Origin of the sequence: Tardiphaga sp. vice304, assembly GCF_007018905.1 — a bacterium.
Classification (GTDB): Bacteria; Pseudomonadota; Alphaproteobacteria; order Rhizobiales; family Xanthobacteraceae; genus Tardiphaga.
Genome location: NZ_CP041402.1, coordinates 1,425,750 through 1,443,056 on the forward strand (window position 1 = coordinate 1,425,750; position 17,307 = coordinate 1,443,056).

The following is a 17,307-nucleotide window of genomic DNA, read 5'->3' on the forward strand; positions in this document are numbered from 1 at the left end:
CGTGATATGGGTTTGGGCAGGAGCTGTCCAGCGCTTCAATATCAGCGGAGATCTCTGTGGCCGCCCTCTTTTTCGATCAGGCGCTGCTGCCGGACGGCTGGGCGCGCGACGTGCGGCTAACGATCGCGGCGGGACGGCTGCAGGCCGTCGAGACGCAAACGACACCGCGGCCCGGCGACGAGCGCCACGCGACCGGCCTTCCCGGCATGCCCAATCTGCACAGCCACGCCTTCCAGCGCGGCATGGCGGGCCTCGCCGAAATCCGCGGCGCCACGGCCGACAGTTTCTGGACCTGGCGCGAGGTGATGTATCGCTTCGTCGGCCGCATGACGCCGGACGATATCGAGGCGGTGGCGGCGCAGGCCTTCGTCGAGATGCTGGAAGCCGGTTTTTCGCGCGTCGGCGAATTCCATTACATCCATCACGACATTTCCGGCGCGCCCTATGGCAACATCGCCGAACTGGCGGAACGGATCGCCGCCGCCGCCACCGTGACGGGCATCGGCCTGACGCTGCTGCCGGTGTTCTATGCCCATGCTGGCTTCGGCGGGCAGGCGCCGAACGAAGGGCAGCGGCGATTCATCAACGATCTCGATGGCTTTGCGAAACTGCTGGAGGCCAGCCGCGGCGCCGTGGCGGGCGTGCCCGGTGCCGTGCTCGGCGTCGCACCGCATTCGCTGCGGGCGGTGACGCCGGAACAGCTCGCCGCGGTGGCAAGTCTGGGCGATGGCCCGATCCACATCCACATCGCCGAGCAGACCCGCGAGGTCGAGGATTGCCTCGCCTGGAGCGGACAGCGTCCGATCGACTGGCTGATGGAGCACGCCGCGGTGGATCGCCGCTGGTGCCTGATCCACGCCACGCATGCCACGCCAGATGAAATTCGCCGGATGGCGCAGAGCGGCGCGGTGGCCGGCCTGTGCCCGGTCACCGAGGCCAATCTCGGCGACGGCACCTTTGAAGCGCCGGACTTCCTGGGGCAGGGCGGCGCGTTCGGCATCGGTACCGATTCCAACGTGCTGATCGGCGTCAGCGACGAATTGCGCCAGCTCGAATATTCGCAGCGGCTGGCGTGGCGGATCCGCAACGCGGTCACCGGCGCGTTGCCATCGACCGGCCGCACCCTGTTCGACGGCGCGCTGAACGGCGGATCGCAGGCGCTGGGCGTTGGGGCGGCCGGACTGCTCGAAGGCGCCTCCGCCGATATCGTCGCGCTCGACGGGGACAACGCTGCCTTGGTCGCACGCGACGGCGACGCCATCCTCGACAGTTTTGTCTTTGCGGCCCGCCGCTCGCCCGTCGACGCCGTCTGGGTGCGCGGCCAGCTTCTGGTCAGCGACGGCCGCCATCACGCGGCGGAGCCGATCGCGCGACGGTTTCGCGCCACTCTGGAACGGCTGCTGCGCGCATAACTCCTGACCGCAAAACGGGCATGCGCGACAAAAACTGGCAACGACTGCACGGGCGGCGCGCTCGACGCCGCTGTCGTCGCGCGATACATCTAACGCCGTTGCGGCCGTTGATGCGGCTCGCGCCCGCCCGAAGACCATGCCGCCGCCTGACGATTCTCATTCTCCAAACGGGACAATTTGATGCGTATTCTCACCGTCGCCGCCGCCCAGCTGGGCCCGATCCAGAAGGCCGAGAGCCGCGAATCCGTTGTGCAGCGGATGCTGGCGCTGCTCGAACAGGCCAAGGCGAAAGGCGCCGATCTGGTGGTCTATCCGGAATTGGCCCTGACGACGTTCTTCCCGCGCTATTACATGACCGACCAGAAAGAGGTCGATACCTGGTTCGAGTCGGAAATGCCGAACGCCGTGGTACAGCCGTTGTTCGATGCGGCCGCTGCGGCCAATATTGCGCTGTCGATCGGCTATGCCGAACTGACGCCGGACGGGCATCATTTCAACACCCAGATCCTGACCGACCGCACCGGCAAGATCGTCGGCAAGTATCGCAAGATCCATCTGCCGGGCCATGTCGAGTTCGACACCGAGCGCGCCTTCCAGCATCTGGAGAAGCGCTATTTCGAGCCGGGCGATCTCGGCTTCCCGGTGTTCCGCGCGCTCGACGGCATTTTCGGCATGATGGTGTGCAACGATCGGCGCTGGCCGGAATCCTACCGCGTGATGGGCCTGCAGGGCGTCGAGATGATCGTGCTGGGCTACAACACGCCGTCGGTGAATTCGCAGAAGCCGCAGGAAGGCCCGGAGCAGCGGCTGTTTCATAACCGTCTGTCGGTGCAGGCGGGCGCCTACCAGAATTCGACCTTCGTGGTCGCGGTCGCCAAGGCCGGCGACGAGGACGGCTTCCCGCTGATCGGCGGCAGCCTGATCGTCGATCCCGACGGCGTCATCGTGGCCGAAGCCGAGACCGAGGGCGACGAGCTGCTGGTCCATGCCTGCGACCTCGACGATACGAAGTTCGGCAAGAAGACCATCTTCGACTTCGAGCGCCACCGCCGCCCCGAGCACTATGGCCGCATCACCTCGCAGGTCGGCGTGATCCTGCCGTCGGAGTAGGGCGAGCGTTGCTCTATCCTCACCTCTCCCCGGCGGGGAGAGGTGATCCGCACGTTGCTGCGCGTTCCTACTGAAACATCACCACACCCAGCGCCATCGCCACCGCGGCCTGCGTCGGATCGATCACCGGCACGCCGAGTTCTTGCTCCAGCGCCTTGCGATGCCGGGCCATCCCCGCGCAGCCCATCACCACCGCATTGGCGCCGTCGCGGTCGATCAGTTCGCGGCCGACGCTGACCATGCGCGCCAGCGTGCCCTCGCCGGCGGCGGTTTCGGCGACGGTCATGTCGAGCGGGCGTTCGCCGGCGAGGCGGTCCATCAGGCCCATCTGCCGCAGATACCGCATGTGGCGGCCGATCGAACGCTGCGCCACTGCGATCACGCCGAAGCGGTCGCCGCGCGACAGCGCCGTCAGCACGCCGGACTCGGCGATGCCGAACACCGGCCGCGACGTCGCCTCGCGGCAGACCTGCAGGCCGGGGTCGGAATAGCAGGCGATCACGAAGGCATCGGCCGAATTGTCCGCCGCCACCAGCCGGCGCAGCGGCATCACCGCGCTTTCGAGGTCCGCCTGCGTCTCGACGCCGAACGGACCTTCCGCCATCGTGACGCATTCGATCTCCGGGCCGTCGTCGAAGCCGATCGGCCGCAGCGCCTCGGCCAGATTGAGTGTCACCTGCGGATTTGAATTCGGGTTGATTACGAGAATCTTCTTGCGCCTGCTCATGCCGGGCTCCTTGTCAGGGCGGCAGTATTGCCGGAAAGTGCTGCGCATCAAAGCGTTCAGTGAATGGAGCCTGATTTGTCCGATTCGATCTACGATCTCGTCATCCGCGGTGGCACGGTGGCCACGTCGAGCGATGTGTTTGCCGCCGACGTCGGCATTATCGGCGAAACCATCGTGGCGATCGGCAGCGGCCTGCCGGCCGGCAAGACCGAGATCGACGCGCGCGGCAAGCTGGTTCTGCCGGGCGGTGTCGATGCCCATGCCCATATCGAGCAGCTGTCCGCCGCCGGCATCATGAACGCGGACAGCTTCGAGAGCGCGACGAAATCGGCGGCGTTCGGCGGCACTACCAGCGTGATCTGTTTTGCCGCCCAACATGTCGGCATGGACGTGCGCGAGGTGGTGACCGATTACACCGCGCTGGCGAAGCGCGGCGCGACGATCGACTACGCCTTTCACATCATCGTCTCGGATGTCACCGACAAGGTGATCGTCGAGGACATTCCCGCTCTGGTGGCCGAGGGCTTCTCGTCGATCAAGATCTTCATGACCTACGACCGGCTCCGGGTCGAGGACGAGAAGCTGCTCGATATCCTCGCTGCGGCGCGCGATGCCAAGGCGCTGGTCTGCGTTCACGCTGAAAATCACGGCATCATCTCGTGGATGGTGAAGCGATTGACCGAGCGCGGCTATACCGCGCCAAAATACCACCCTGTCAGCCATGCGAGGCTGTCGGAATCCGAGGCCTTCACGCGACTGATCGCATTCAGCGAATTGCTCGACCAGCCGATCATGATCTTCCACGTCTCGACCCGCGAGGGTGCGGCCGTGATCCGCGAGGCGCGCGGCCGCGGCGTGAAAGTGTTCGCTGAGACCTGTCCGCAATATCTGTTCCTCACCGCGGACGATCTCGACAAGCCCGGCGCGGAGGGCGCGAAATGGATGTGCAGCCCGCCAGCGCGCACGACGGACGACCAGGACGCGCTGTGGCGCGCGCTCGAACTTGGCGACCTGCAACTGGTGTCGTCGGACCACGCGCCGTACCGCTTCGACGATACCGGCAAGCTGCGCGCCGGCCCGAACCCGAGCTTCAAGCAGATCGCCAACGGCCTGCCGGGTCTGGAGACGCGGCTGCCGCTGTTGTTCGATGCGATGGTGTCGAACGGCCGGCTCGGCCTGTCGAAATTCGTCGAACTGACCTCGACGGCGCCGGCGCAGATCTACAACCTGCCGGGCAAGGGCTCGATCGCGATCGGCAAGGACGCCGACATCGCGATCTGGGACCGCGTGCGCGAGGTCACGCTGACCGATGCGATGATGCACGACAAGACCGGCTTCACGCCCTATGTCGGCCGCACCATCACCGGATGGCCGGAAACCGTGCTGCTGCGCGGTCGGGTGCTGGTCGAAGGCGATCGCTTTGCGGGCCAGCCGGGGGACGGTCGCCTGATGCTGCGCGAAGGGGGCGCCGCCGCGGCACCTGGCGGCCGGCGGGTCGCGGAGATGGACCCGGCGCGCAACTTCGGCGCCGAATTGCTATAGAGCGGGTTCGGCCAAGCATGCGGCCGGGCGTTTGCCGCCCGGTGGCCGCGCTTCAGGATGATTGCGAGACGCTGGTGCAGATGCAAACTCCCGTTCCCGACCGGGCGCCCACACCGAGGCGCCTGATCGTCGGCATCACCGGCGCATCAGGGGCGATCTACGGCGTCCGGTTGCTGAGACTGCTGCAGCCCTTGATGATCGAGACGCGTCTCGTGGTCAGCCCGTCGGCGAAAATCACGCTGGCGGAGGAAATGGACTTGCTTGTGTCCGACCTCGGCGATCTCGCCTACGTCGTGCATCAGGCCGACAATATCGGCGCCGCGATTTCCAGCGGTTCGTTCAAAACCCTCGGCATGGTGATCGCGCCGTGTTCGATGCGATCGCTGGCGGAGATCGCCACCGGCGTGACGTCGTCGCTGGTGACGCGCGCGGCCGATGTCGTGCTGAAGGAACGCCGCCGGCTGGTGCTGATGGTGCGCGAGGCGCCGCTGCACCTCGGCCATCTGCGCTCGATGATCGCCGTCGCCGAGATCGGCGCCATCATCTATCCGCCGGTGCCGACGTTTTATGCCCGGCTGGAGAGCCTGGAGCAGGTGGTCGATCACACGCTCGGCCGCGTCCTCGACCTGTTCGACATCACGACCGATGTAGTCAGCCGTTGGCTCGGACTGGCGCCGGACGAGGTTGGCGGGCTGCCGTGATCGGCAGGCCGGCGGCGTTGCCCGTCAGCCGCTTGCTTTGCTGTCTTCCGGCGAATCCATGTAGTGGCCCGACCAGTTATCGACGAGGCAGATATGGTCGTGCACCTCTCTGACGCCGTCGATGATTTCGGCCGCGACCACCGCGGCGCGGCGGGCGCGGTCGTCACTGATGCGGCCATGCAAGTGCACGACGCCGTTGCGGACGGTCACCTGCACGCCGATCGGGCGCCACTCGGCCGCATCATAGGTGCGCAACAGGCGCGCACGGATATCATCATCATCCGCGGTCGGTTGGGGGATTTCCTTGGCCATGCTCGCAAAGGCCTGCAGCAAATTGGACCTCGTCACGATGCCCACCAGCCGGCCTTGCTGCATCACCGGCAGGCGCTTGATACGATGCCGCTCCATCAGCGAGACCAGCTCGTCCATCTCGGTTTGCTCATCGACGGAGATCGCGGGGCGGGTCATGACGTCCTCGACCCTGCGACCGCTCTCGGCCACATATTCATTCGCCAGCCGTCCCGGGCTTGCGAGGAATTGCAGCCAGCGCGGTCGCTTGCGCTGCGTCCCGATCTCGGAGCGCCGCAGAAAATCGCTTTCCGAAACGATCCCGAGCAATTCACCGGCACCGCCTGTGACGGGCAATCCGCTGACGCGATGTTTCAGCATTATATCGGCGGCGTCGAGTATCGAGGTCTCGGGAGACACCGCGATGACGTGACGGGTCATGATCTGTTCAGCGCGCATGGCAACCTCTGATCTTGTGGCCAGATACTAGATCCCGTCCGGCCACCAACCTTTGATCTGGCGCAAGAGGAAGGAATAGCGGTGCCGTGGGGACGGGGCAGCGGGCGGCGGGGCGAGCGTCGATACCGCAGCTCTAGCCGCACGACGCTTCGGTCCAGCAAAGGCCTTCTACCTTTGAAGCAAATTAGCCCCTTTGCCAGGTCCTCTGGCTTTATCGTCTTTGTCTCGCTCATTTGCGCTGCGATTCTCGCGCACGAAATCTACCGGAGTATTGAACGCTGGGCCGAGGTCATCGGGGACAGCCGGAAGGATACCGCAAACATCATGCGTTCGCTTGCGCAGCATGCGGCCGGGATGATGCGTACCGCCGATGCTATCCTGATTGGGGTTGTTGACGGGCTGGAGGATTCGGGCGGCATTATCGACGACGGAAAAACTTGCCCGAAATTGCGAGAGCTGATGGATCGCGTGCAGCAGATCGACGAGCTTGCGATTTTCGATCCGGAAGGTAACGGGTTCAGCACCAACGGCACGAAAACGATGCGGCTCAGCGCGCAGAGCAGCCCGAGTTTCACTTTTCACCGATCAGACCCTTCGCGAGAGATCTACGTCGGCGCGCCGATACGCAGTGCCCTGTCAAATTCCTGGGTTATTCCAATCTCGCGGCGACTGAGACGGCCGGATTGCGGCTTCTTGGGATTCGTCGCGGTGGGGATCAAGACGGCCGCGTTCCAGGACTTTTACGACCAGTTTGAGATCGGCCGCTCCGGCGCGATCCTGCTTGCGAGTAATGATGCGACACTGCTGGTCCGGCGTCCTTTCACCGAAAAGAACATCGGGAGAGATATGCGGAACTCTGTCATCTTTAGGGATCTACTGCCAAAATCGTCGGCCGGCGTAAAACAATTTCCCTCGACGACGGACGGCATCGTCCGCATCAACAGCTATCAGCGCGTCGAGGGCTATCCTCTCGTGGTCTCCGCCGCCTTGGCCACGTATGAGATTCTGGCGCCGTGGCGCCGAAGCGTCATTTATAGCCTGGCGAGAACATCTCTGCTTTGCGTGATCATTCTTCTCCTGGGCTGGGGCCTGCTCCGCCGCGAAAGGGAATTCAACCGACAGGCCGAACTGCTGAGGGCTACCATCGAGCGCATGCATGAAGGACTCATTGTGGTCGATAGGGACGACCGGATTTCGATCTGCAATCAGCAAGCGATCAATTTGCTCGGCCTTCCTCAGGCCTATTCGTCCTCCCGCCCCACCAGCGCGGAACTATTTGCCTATCAGGAGGGCAGAGGCGAGTTCGCCAACGTGTCCGAGGAGGTCCGCCAACGCCTCCGGCCACGAGTCAGTCAGGGCGCAGAGTATTCGTTCGAACGCACCCGCCCCGGCGGGGAGGTAATCGAAATCTACACGCGGCCCTTCGAGAGTGGAGGTGTGATCCGTACTTTCCGTGATGTTACCCTGAAAAAGAGGGCGGATCTGCAGATTTTCGAAAGCGAGCGCCGTTTCAGGTTACTGGCGGAGAACATGAGCGATGTAATCGTCATGCGGCGGGCCACCGACGGCGCCTGCATTTATGTTTCACCCTCTATCTTTCCGCTGCTCGGGTACACCGGCACCGAGTACGAGCAGCTTTCGGATCGTGACCTACTTCAAGACGAAGACCTTACCCTCAAACAGCATCTCGATCTTTCGTTGCATATGGCAGATGACCGGGTGACCTTCCTTTCCCAAATGAAACACAAGCAGGGTCACTGGGTCTGGGTCGATTCGGCATACTCGGTAGTGGACGGTGGCGATGGCGAAGAACGGCACGCGGTCGCGGTCATGAGGGACGTGACCCAGCGCCAGAATCAGGCAGCCGAGCTGATGGCGGCTAAGGTTGCGGCGGAAGCCGCGACGGCGGCAAAATCGCAATTTCTGGCTTCCATGAGCCACGAAGTCAGGACTCCACTGAACGGCATTCTCGGCTATACAGATATTCTGCTGAACGACGACCGGTTGGAAGGCAAGCCGCGCCGGGAAGTGACCAAGATCCGGTCGGCGGGAAACGCCCTGCTCAGCGTCGTCAACGACATTCTCGATTTTTCGGAAATCGAGTCCGGCGGCGTTTTGATAGATCGCAGCGAATTCTCGCTAACCGAACTCATCGAATCCACGCTGGAAATCGTCGAGCCACTGACCACCGCGAAGGGGCTACATCTCGGTAGGAATATCGATCCATGCCTCGGGAAATACGTCTGGGGCGACGAAGGTCGTCTACGGCAGATTTCGCTGAATCTGCTCAACAACGCAGTCAAGTTCACCGAAGAAGGGAGCATCAGCATCTTGGTCGCCCGGCTGGCGGATGCAAATGGTTTCCAGACTGTGCGTTTCGAAATTTCCGATTCAGGAATAGGAATTCCGCAGGACAAGCGCGCCGGGTTGTTTGAACGTTTTTCGCAGATCGACAGTTCGGTTCGGCGTCGTTTCGGCGGGACTGGGCTTGGGCTTGCCATTTCCAAGCAGCTTGTGGAACTGATGGGGGGCGAGATCTCCTGCGAAAGCTCCGTAGGCAAGGGCTCGGTTTTTTCGTTTGCTCTGACACTCGAGGTGGCTTTTCCCCATCCGCTTACCCCTAAGGCGCCGGACGTCAGATCGGCGAGCGCAGATATGCACGTCCTGCTGGTGGAGGATATTGAGATGAACCGCGAGATTGCTCAGGCGATGATTGAGGCTGCCGGTTATTCGGTCGACGTTGCGGCGGACGGGAGCGCGGCGGTCGCTGCGATACAGTCCAAACATTACAATCTCGTTCTGATGGACATCCAAATGCCGGGCATGGATGGACTGACGGCAACCCGGCATATTCGTGCGGTCGATCATCCTGCGGGCAATGTTCCGATCGTCGCGATGACCGCGCACGTGATCCCGGCCGAGGTGGAGCGGTTTCTCGCCGCCGGGATGAACGATCACATTGGAAAGCCGTTCAAGCGCGAGGTCCTTTATGCCAAGCTGGCGCAGTGGTGCCGGCCACGTATAGCGGGCTGACGAACCAGAGGCATCACCGTGGACGGCCGCAACTGCTACGAGATGTCCGACAAGCTGCAAACCAACTACGCCACCTTGCGGTTCCAGGCGCCACAGGTAGCGCGGGAACAGGGAGTCTAACCTCGACACCGCTGTGCGATCGGCCAACGTCAGGATCTGACGGCGTCGTTTCTGACGAAGCTGCTGGAAAAGGACTGATTTCCAACGCCGGTCATGACAATGTCATCAGCCGTACGGTTGTTCAATGGTGTGCAATGAGCGCCGAATTCCTAGCACTGGCCGATCCGCGGCTTGCCACTATGCGGGCCACTGGTGAGCGCTCCGTTGATCAAGCAATGCATGTGACACCGAGGCAGCCCTCAGTTGTGTGCCTTTCGCTGCACCCGACAGGCCTTCACGTAGAGACGACAGGTTGACGAGACCAGTCGGCTGTGAAGTAGCCGTCGCCAGGGCCAACACCATCTCCAGCACCTCACGGGCCGTTGCCACGCCTCGACCAAGATCATGGCCATAAGGAAATTCGTGGTACGAAGCGTGGTACGAAATATGACAAATCTTAAAAGTGCAGGCGAATATGGTAGCGAGGAGTGGACTCGAACCACCGACCCCAGGATTATGATTCCCGTGCTCTAACCAACTGAGCTACCCCGCCACAGGTCCGCGGGGGCGAAACAAACCCCGGCGAATGCGCGGCATATAAGGAGGCGGGGGACTCGATGTCAAGCAAGTCCCCCGCGATTTCCGCGCTGTCGATACATACCCCGCTTGGGCAACAAAGATCGCCAAATCAGGCGCTTGGCCGCCCGGCGTCGATCCCGGCGCCGTCATAGGCGTTTTTCAGCGCCGCCAGGTCGAGCTTGACCATGCCCATCATCGCCGTCATCGCCCGCTTGGCGCCCTCGCCATGGCTGTCGGCGAGCATTTCGGTGAAGCCCTTTGGCACGATCTGCCAGGGTACGCCCCAACCATCGTTCAGCCAGCCGCACTGCACCGCTTTGCCGCCGTCGGCGATCAGGGCCTCCCACAGACGATCGACCTCGGCCTGGTCGTCGCAGTTGATGGTGAACGACACGGCGTTGCTGTAGGGCACCGCCTGGCCGCCATTCAGCCCGATGAAGCTTTGTCCCGCGAGCGTGAAGGCGACCACGAGCACGTCGCCGGCCTTGCCGGGCGGCGTGTCGAGCGGGCTGCGCTGGACCCGGTCGATCCGTGAATCCGGCAACAGCGAGACGTAGAACTGGGCGGCTTCCTCGGCCTCCTTGGCAAACCACAGGCAGGGGGCAATCTTCGACATCGGCGTTCTCCTCCAATCAGGCGTCGGCTGCGGCGGGCTGTGACTTCGCCGCGGCTTCGAGGTCCATCCACGCCACTTCCCAGATATGACCGTCGGGATCCTCGAAGCTGCGGCCATACATGAAGCCGTAATCCTGCGTCGGGCAGGGATCGCCCGCGCCACCGGCTCTGGTAGCCTTGTTGACGAGCGCATCGACCGCGTCGCGGCTGTCGGCGGACAGGCACAGCATCACCTCGCAGGCGCTCTTGGCATCGACGATCTTCTTTGACGTGAACTGGCTGAATTTCTCATGCGTCAGCAGCATCGCGAAGATGGTGTCGGAAAACACCATGCAGGACGCTGTGTCGTCGCAGAACATGTCGTTCTTCGTCGCACCGATCGATTGGTAGAAAGCCGTGGCGCGGCGCAGGTCGGTGACCGGCAGGTTGATGAAGACCATCTGGGGCATTGGCGTCTCCTCTTGGTGTGTCCCTCCTAGGACGGCCGGAGGTGCCGTGATCCGACACCGGCGCTGGAATATTTTTACACGCGGAATGTTTGTCGACGAGGTGATGCGCTCGCGGACCTAATGTCGCATGAGACGTCCGATGCATTGTGCAACTGCGCAAAATAGTCGTTGATCTCGCGGCTTCAGGATCGCAGACTAAACGCAGGCCCGGACTTGATCCGCGGGACGAGATCGAATGATCCGATCCCGATGGCCGCACAGGGAGGATTTTTGATGTTGCTGCGAAATCGCTTCGCCGTTGCTGTGTTCGCCGCCACCGCGCTGTTCGGCGCCGCCGCAGGCGCGCAGGACTATCCGACCAAGCCGATCACCCTGATCGTGCCATGGCCGGCGGGCGGCTCCACCGACATCTCGATGCGCGCGATTGCCGATGCGGCCTCCAAGCATCTCGGCCAGCCGATCGCCGTGGACAACAAGGGCGGCGGCGGCGGTACGGTCGGCCCTGCAACGATGGCGGCGGCGTCGAAGCCCGACGGCTACACCATCTCGCAGATCCCGATCACCGTGTTCCGCCTGCCGCTGATGCAGGAGGTGTCGTGGAATCCCGACAAGGATTTCAGCTACATCATTCATCTCACCGGCTACACTTTCGGCGTCACCACCCATGCGGATTCGCAGTTCAAGACCTGGAAGGACGTCGTCGATTTCGCCAAGGCCAATCCCGGCAAGGTGACCTATGCGACGCCCGGCGCCGGCACCTCGCTGCATGTCGGCATGGAACAGATCGCCGGTCTGGCCGGCATCAAGCTGACCCAGGTGCCCTTCAAGGGCGGCGCGGAGACCAATGCCGCGGTGCTCGGCCAGCATACCATGCTGCAGGCTGACTCCACCGGCTGGCGGCCGCTGGTCGATGCCGGCAAGCTGCGTCTGTTGATGGTGTGGACCGAGAAGCGCTCGCCGAATTTCCCGGACGTGCCGACGTTGAAGGAAATCGGCTATCCGATGGTCTATGACTCGCCGTTCGGCATCGCCGGACCCAAGGGCATGGATCCGAAGATTGTGGCGAAGCTGCACGATGCCTTCAAGAAAGCGATCGAGGACCCCGCGGTGATCGCCACGCTGGCGAAATACGACATGGTGCCGAACTACAAGAACACCGAGGACTACAAGAAGTTCGTCGCGGAAGTAACGGCCTCCGAGCGCAAGGTGATCGAGACGATCGGGCTCGGCAAGAAGGCGAATTGATCTACAGCGGCCTTTCCGCTGTCGTCCCCGCGAAAGCGGGGACCCATAGCCTCCGTCCTATCAAGTCGAACGCAGGCGCTTGCTACCTTGCTTGAGCTGATACGACGGAGTGTATGGGTCCCCGCTTTCGCGGGGACTACGCGGAGGGGGTGGCGCGCAAGAGCCAAACAGTAGCCTGATGGAATACGTCGATATGACTGATAAAACCCGCCCGCCGTTCCGCCTCAACAATTCCGAATTCTGGACCGGGCTGATCGGCCTCGCACTCGGCCTCTTCGTGATCCGCTCCGGGCTGAAGCTGAAGCTCGGCAGTATCAACGATCCCGGCTCCGGCTATGTGCTGTTCTACACCGGCATCCTGATGTGCCTGTTTTCGATCTCGATCACCATCGCGGCGGTCACCGAGGGCGGGCCGACCTTCGGTTCGCGCTGGGAGGGCACGCGCTGGTCGCGGCCGGTCGTGATCATCGCCAGCCTGGTCGCCTATGCCATCGCGCTCGACCAGCTAGGCTTCCTGATCTCGACCATTCCGCTGATGCTCGTATTGCTGCGCGCGATTGATCCGGTGCGATGGACGCTGGCGGTGCCGCTCGCGGTGCTGGCGCCGGTCGGCGTGTGGTGGGTGCTGAAGCATGCGCTTCTGATCCAGTTGCCCTCGGGCATCTTTGAAATCGGCTGACCGGAATTCAATATGGAAGTCATCTCCAATGTCATGCAGGGCTTCGGCGTTGCCCTGCTGCCGATCAACATCCTGTACTGCTTCCTCGGTGTCTTCATCGGCACGCTGGTCGGCGTGCTGCCCGGCATCGGGCCGATCTCGGCGATGTCGCTATTGCTGCCGATCACGCTGTCGGGCACGCCGGAATCCGGCATCATCATGATGGCCGGCATCTATTACGGCTCGATGTATGGCGGCTCCACCACCTCGATCCTGGTCAATATTCCCGGCGAGGCGGCGTCGGTCGTCACCTGCCTCGACGGCCATCAGATGGCTCGGCAGGGCAGGGCCGGCCCCGCGCTCGGTATCTCGGCGCTGGGCTCGTTCATCGCCGGCACCTTCTCGCTGGTCGCCCTGATGCTGGTCGCGCCGAAACTGGCCTCCGTGGCGATCGCGTTCGGCCCCGCCGAATATGCCAGCCTGATGGTGCTGGGCCTGGTCGTGCTTACCTTTCTCACGCAGGGCTCGATGGCCAAGGCGCTGTTGATGGCCTGCATCGGCATCGTGCTCGGTCTGGTCGGCCTCGACGGCATCACCGCGCAGCCGCGGCTGACCTTTGGCCGCCTAGAACTGATCGATGGCATCGGCCTCGTGCCGGTGGTGATGGGCCTGTTCGGCCTCGCCGAAGTTCTCATCAACACCGAGCAGGCGCTCAAGCGCGACATCATCAATGCGAAGATCAACCACCTTCTTCCCAGCAAGGAGGACTGGAAGGCCAGCGCCGGGCCGATCGGGCGCGGCACGCTGCTGGGGTTCTTCCTCGGCATCCTGCCGGGCGGCGGCGCGGTGGTGGCGTCGTTCGCCTCCTATGCGCTGGAGAAGAAGCTGTCGAAGACCCCCGAACGGTTCGGTCGCGGAGCCATCGAGGGCGTGGCAGGCCCGGAAGCCGCCAACAACGCCGCCGCCGGCGGCGCCTTCATTCCGCTGATGACGCTGGGCATTCCGCCGAACGTGGTGATGGCGCTGCTGCTCGGCGCCTTCGTGATCCACGGCCTTCAGCCCGGGCCGCTCCTGATCTCGCAGAACCCCGGTCTGTTCTGGGGCATCGTCGCCAGCATGTATATCGGTAACGCCATGCTGCTGGTGCTCAATCTGCCGCTGATCGGCATGTGGGTGCAGCTCTTGAAGCTGCCCTACAACGTGCTGTTCCCGATGATCATCCTGTTCACCATCATCGGCGTCTATTGCAGCAGCAACAACGTGTTCGACGTCTACGTCATGATCGGCTTCGGCGTGATCGGCTACTTCCTGCGCAAGTTCGGCTATGAACCGGCGCCTTTGGTGCTGGCCTTCGTGCTTGGACCCTTGCTGGAGAACAATCTGCGCAAGTCGCTGATCCTGTCGCAGGGCGACCTGATGACCTTCGTCGAGCGCCCGATCTCGGCAGTCTGCCTGGCGATCGCCCTGGTGCTGCTGGTCGGCCCGTTGCTCCCGTCGTTCCGCAGGAAGCGCGAACTGGTGGCGCTGGACGAGGGCGCCTGAGCCTCACTCGGTAAGCGATTGTTCGTGGACAATTGTCGCGACGTTGATGTGGATCAACACCGCCATCCTTGATCCACATCAAGTGTCGAGCTGACAAGGTTGAACCGAACTGGATATCCGATGACTTGTGTCGAACCGGGCGCCTCATCGCACGATATAAGGCTCGGCCGCGCCAGGAACGCGTGTGAAGAATGCACGATGCGGGCCTTCAGCGTTTGTGGCGTATTGGAGGCACACGAACTTGCGACGCTCGAATGCCTGAGCCAATCCAAGATCTTTCCCGCCAAATCCATGCTGTTCGACCAGAGCGCGGTGGCTTGCAGCGTCTACAACGTGGCCGAAGGCTGTGTGCGGCTGTACAAATCCCTGCCCGACGGTCGCCGTCAGATCGTTGGCTTTGCACTGCCGGGCGATTTCCTCGGTCTCGCGCTGGTCGAGCGATATGGCGTCACGGCGGAAGCCGTCACTAACGTCAAGGTCTGCCGCTTCGCCCGCGGCGCCTTTGTCGATTATCTCGACACCAAGCCGCATCTGCTGCGCCGGCTGCACGAACTCGTCAGCCATGAACTGAGCCTTGCGCATGACCAGATGCTGCTGCTCGGCCGCCGCACCGCGGAAGAGAAAGTGGCGGCCTTCCTGCTCAATCTGCAGACCCGGTACAGCCGGCTCGCCCCTGTTTCGGTCAACGTGCCCCTGCCGATGAGCCGGCAGGATATCGCCGATTACCTCGGGCTGACCATCGAGACCGTGAGCCGCACGCTGACCAAGCTGGCCCGCGCCAAGGCTATCGTCGTGGTGCCGGACGGCATCCGCCTGCTCGCCCCCGAGCGGCTGGACAAGCTCGCGCGGGCGTAGCGCCCGGCGAGCGACGAATTTGATGCAGCTCAAGGTGGTCTCGCCCACCCTGGCCCTAAAATTCTCCATCAACGATGGAGAAGCCAATGCCCCTCGACAGCATGCTTGTTGCCGCCGGCGTCGTCCTGCTGTTCGTAGGCTTTGCCGTGCCGGTCGCCTGGGCCGTGCGGCAGACTGAGAAGCTCGACGACCGTCGCTGAACCTTACGGCGGCTGGCTGATTATTCTCCCGAAACATGCCAAGAAGTCCGGGCTGGCGGCCGTTCGACGCCGGCGGATGGTGGTTCGCGAAGGAGAATAATGTGGCTGCTCATATCGACCCGTTGGCCGGCAAGACGATTGATCCCGCTTGGCTGGTCAATGTGCCGCGCCTCGTCACGGCCTATTTCGCCGGCAAGCCCGATCCGGCGATTCCGGCGCAGCGCGTCGCCTTCGGCACCTCGGGGCACCGCGGCTCGGCCCTCGCCACCTCATTCAACGAGAACCATATCCTCGCCATCAGCCAGGCGATTTGCGACTATCGTCGCAGCGCCGGCATCGACGGCCCGCTGTTCATCGGCATCGACACTCATGCGCTGGCCGAGCCGGCGCTGGTCAGCGCGCTGGAAGTGTTCGCCGCCAATGGCGTCCATGTGATGATCGACCAGCACGACGGCTACACGCCGACGCCGGTGATCAGCCACGCGATCCTCACCTGGAACAAGGGCCGGACCTCGGGTCTCGCGGACGGCGTGGTGGTGACGCCGTCGCACAATCCGCCGGAGGATGGCGGCTTCAAATACAATCCGCCGAACGGCGGTCCGGCCGATACTGACATCACCGGCGCTATGGAGAAGGCCGCCAACGGTTTCCTCGAGAACGATCTCGCCGGCATCAAGCGGATGCCCTATGCACGCGCCCGCAAGTCGGAATTCGTCAAGCCTTACGACTTCATCACGCCTTACGTCGCCGACCTCGGCAACGTCGTCGACATGGAAGCGATCCGCAACGCCGGCGTGAAGATCGGCATCGATCCGCTGGGCGGCGCCGGCGTGGAATACTGGCAGCCGATCATTGATCGCTACAGACTCGATGCCACCATCGTCAGCGACGTCGTCGATCCCACCTTCCGCTTCATGACGCTGGACTGGGACGGCAAGATCCGCATGGACTGCTCCTCGCCCTATGCGATGGCGCGGCTGATCGGGATGCGCGACGAGTTCGACGTCGCCTTCGCCAACGACACCGACGCCGACCGCCACGGCATCGTCACCCGCTCCGGCGGGCTGATGAATCCGAACCACTATCTGGCCGCCGCGATCTCCTATCTGTTCGAACACCGCCCGAACTGGAGCCCGGACGCAGCGGTCGGCAAGACCATCGTTTCCAGCGCGATCATCGACCGCGTTGTGAAGAAGATGGGCCGTCGACTGGTGGAGACGCCGGTCGGCTTCAAATGGTTCGTCGATGGCCTGGGCGACGGCTCGTTCGGCTTCGGCGGCGAGGAGAGCGCGGGCGCATCGTTCCTGCGCCGCGACGGCACGGTATGGACCACCGACAAGGACGGCCTGATCCTCGGCCTGCTCGCGGCGGAAATCACCGCGGTGACCAGGGAGGATCCAAGCCAGCGTTTCGAGAAACTCACGCAGGAGTTCGGCGTGCCGTATTACGAGCGCATCGACGCGCCGGCCTCGGTAGAACAGAAGAGCCTGCTGAAGAAGCTGTCGCCGGCGCAGATCGCCATGACGGAACTGGCCGGAGATGCGGTGACCTCGACGCTGACCGAAGCACCCGGCAACGGCGTGGCGTTCGGTGGCATCAAGGTGTCCACCGACAACGGCTGGTTCGCGGCAAGGCCGTCCGGCACGGAGGATGTCTACAAGATCTACGCGGAAAGTTTCGTCAGCCAGGATCACCTGCGCCAGATCCAGGACGACGCGCAGGGGTCGATCGCGAAAGTGTTTGCTGCCGGCAAGTAAGACGCAGGTCTGAGCAAATAGAACGCGGTTCTTTCC

The 17,307-nt window shown here is 63.2% G+C and carries 14 protein-coding genes and 1 tRNA gene; 10 read left to right on the forward strand and 5 right to left on the reverse strand.

The genetic code is table 11. The features are described 5' to 3' along the window. The first annotated feature begins 56 nt into the window (after positions 1-56). Entirely contained in the window at positions 57-1,412 is a 1,356-nt protein-coding gene (locus FNL56_RS06745; RefSeq protein ID WP_143577623.1) for a formimidoylglutamate deiminase, read from the forward strand. 180 nt (positions 1,413-1,592) lie between these two features. Then, entirely contained in the window at positions 1,593-2,522 is a 930-nt protein-coding gene (locus FNL56_RS06750; protein WP_143577624.1) for an N-carbamoyl-D-amino-acid hydrolase, read from the forward strand. A gap of 67 nt (positions 2,523-2,589) precedes the next feature. Here FNL56_RS06750 and FNL56_RS06755 read toward each other — a convergent pair whose 3' ends face one another. Further along, positions 2,590-3,249 (reverse strand): aspartate/glutamate racemase family protein, encoded by a 660-nt coding sequence (locus FNL56_RS06755; RefSeq protein WP_143572080.1) that lies wholly within the window; start codon positions 3,247-3,249, stop codon positions 2,590-2,592. A 63-nt stretch (positions 3,250-3,312) separates the two neighbouring features. Here FNL56_RS06755 and hydA point away from each other — a divergent pair, with 63 nt between their 5' ends. Both hydA and FNL56_RS06765 read left to right on the forward strand, forming a co-directional pair. After that, complete coding sequence (hydA, locus tag FNL56_RS06760; protein ID WP_441351273.1) at positions 3,313-4,791, forward strand: dihydropyrimidinase; 1,479 nt, start codon at positions 3,313-3,315, stop codon at positions 4,789-4,791. An 80-nt stretch (positions 4,792-4,871) separates the two neighbouring features. Continuing rightward, complete coding sequence (locus tag FNL56_RS06765; protein WP_143576058.1) at positions 4,872-5,492, forward strand: UbiX family flavin prenyltransferase; 621 nt, start codon at positions 4,872-4,874, stop codon at positions 5,490-5,492. 24 nt (positions 5,493-5,516) lie between these two features. Here the strand turns inward: FNL56_RS06765 and FNL56_RS06770 are convergent, their stop codons facing one another. Next, positions 5,517-6,239: a CBS domain-containing protein gene (locus tag FNL56_RS06770; protein ID WP_143577625.1), complete on the reverse strand. Its 723-nt coding sequence runs from the start codon at positions 6,237-6,239 to the stop codon at positions 5,517-5,519. A gap of 174 nt (positions 6,240-6,413) precedes the next feature. Here FNL56_RS06770 and FNL56_RS06775 point away from each other — a divergent pair, with 174 nt between their 5' ends. Next, a complete protein-coding gene (locus FNL56_RS06775) occupies positions 6,414-9,272 on the forward strand; it encodes an ATP-binding protein (RefSeq protein WP_143581852.1) in 2,859 nt (952 codons plus the stop codon). Positions 9,273-9,847: 575 nt separating this feature from the next. On the opposite strand, the gene FNL56_RS06780 is transcribed toward FNL56_RS06775, so the two are convergent. The 3 genes from FNL56_RS06780 to FNL56_RS06790 form a co-directional block, all read right to left on the reverse strand. After that, positions 9,848-9,924: transfer RNA gene (locus tag FNL56_RS06780), tRNA-Met, on the reverse strand. A gap of 135 nt (positions 9,925-10,059) precedes the next feature. Beyond that, positions 10,060-10,566, reverse strand: coding sequence for a VOC family protein (locus tag FNL56_RS06785; RefSeq protein ID WP_143572179.1), 507 nt, complete (start codon positions 10,564-10,566; stop codon positions 10,060-10,062). A gap of 16 nt (positions 10,567-10,582) precedes the next feature. After that, positions 10,583-11,014 carry a VOC family protein gene (locus tag FNL56_RS06790; protein WP_143572180.1) on the reverse strand — a complete coding sequence of 144 codons (432 nt, stop codon included), beginning with the start codon at positions 11,012-11,014 and terminating at the stop codon, positions 10,583-10,585. A 273-nt stretch (positions 11,015-11,287) separates the two neighbouring features. On the opposite strand from FNL56_RS06790, the gene FNL56_RS06795 reads away from it, so the two are divergent. From FNL56_RS06795 to pgm, 5 genes are all read left to right on the forward strand, one after another. Then, positions 11,288-12,259 carry a tripartite tricarboxylate transporter substrate binding protein gene (locus FNL56_RS06795; protein WP_143572181.1) on the forward strand — a complete coding sequence of 324 codons (972 nt, stop codon included), beginning with the start codon at positions 11,288-11,290 and terminating at the stop codon, positions 12,257-12,259. A gap of 193 nt (positions 12,260-12,452) precedes the next feature. Then, the gene (locus FNL56_RS06800; protein WP_143572182.1) at positions 12,453-12,938 is read left to right on the forward strand and encodes a tripartite tricarboxylate transporter TctB family protein; all 486 of its coding nucleotides are present in this window, start codon (positions 12,453-12,455) and stop codon (positions 12,936-12,938) included. Positions 12,939-12,950: 12 nt separating this feature from the next. Continuing rightward, positions 12,951-14,459, forward strand: coding sequence for a tripartite tricarboxylate transporter permease (locus tag FNL56_RS06805; RefSeq protein WP_143572183.1), 1,509 nt, complete (start codon positions 12,951-12,953; stop codon positions 14,457-14,459). A gap of 120 nt (positions 14,460-14,579) precedes the next feature. Then, positions 14,580-15,314 (forward strand): Crp/Fnr family transcriptional regulator, encoded by a 735-nt coding sequence (locus FNL56_RS06810; protein ID WP_143572184.1) that lies wholly within the window; start codon positions 14,580-14,582, stop codon positions 15,312-15,314. 301 nt (positions 15,315-15,615) lie between these two features. After that, complete coding sequence (gene pgm, locus FNL56_RS06815) at positions 15,616-17,271, forward strand: phosphoglucomutase (alpha-D-glucose-1,6-bisphosphate-dependent) (protein ID WP_143572185.1); 1,656 nt, start codon at positions 15,616-15,618, stop codon at positions 17,269-17,271. Positions 17,272-17,307 lie beyond the last annotated feature (36 nt).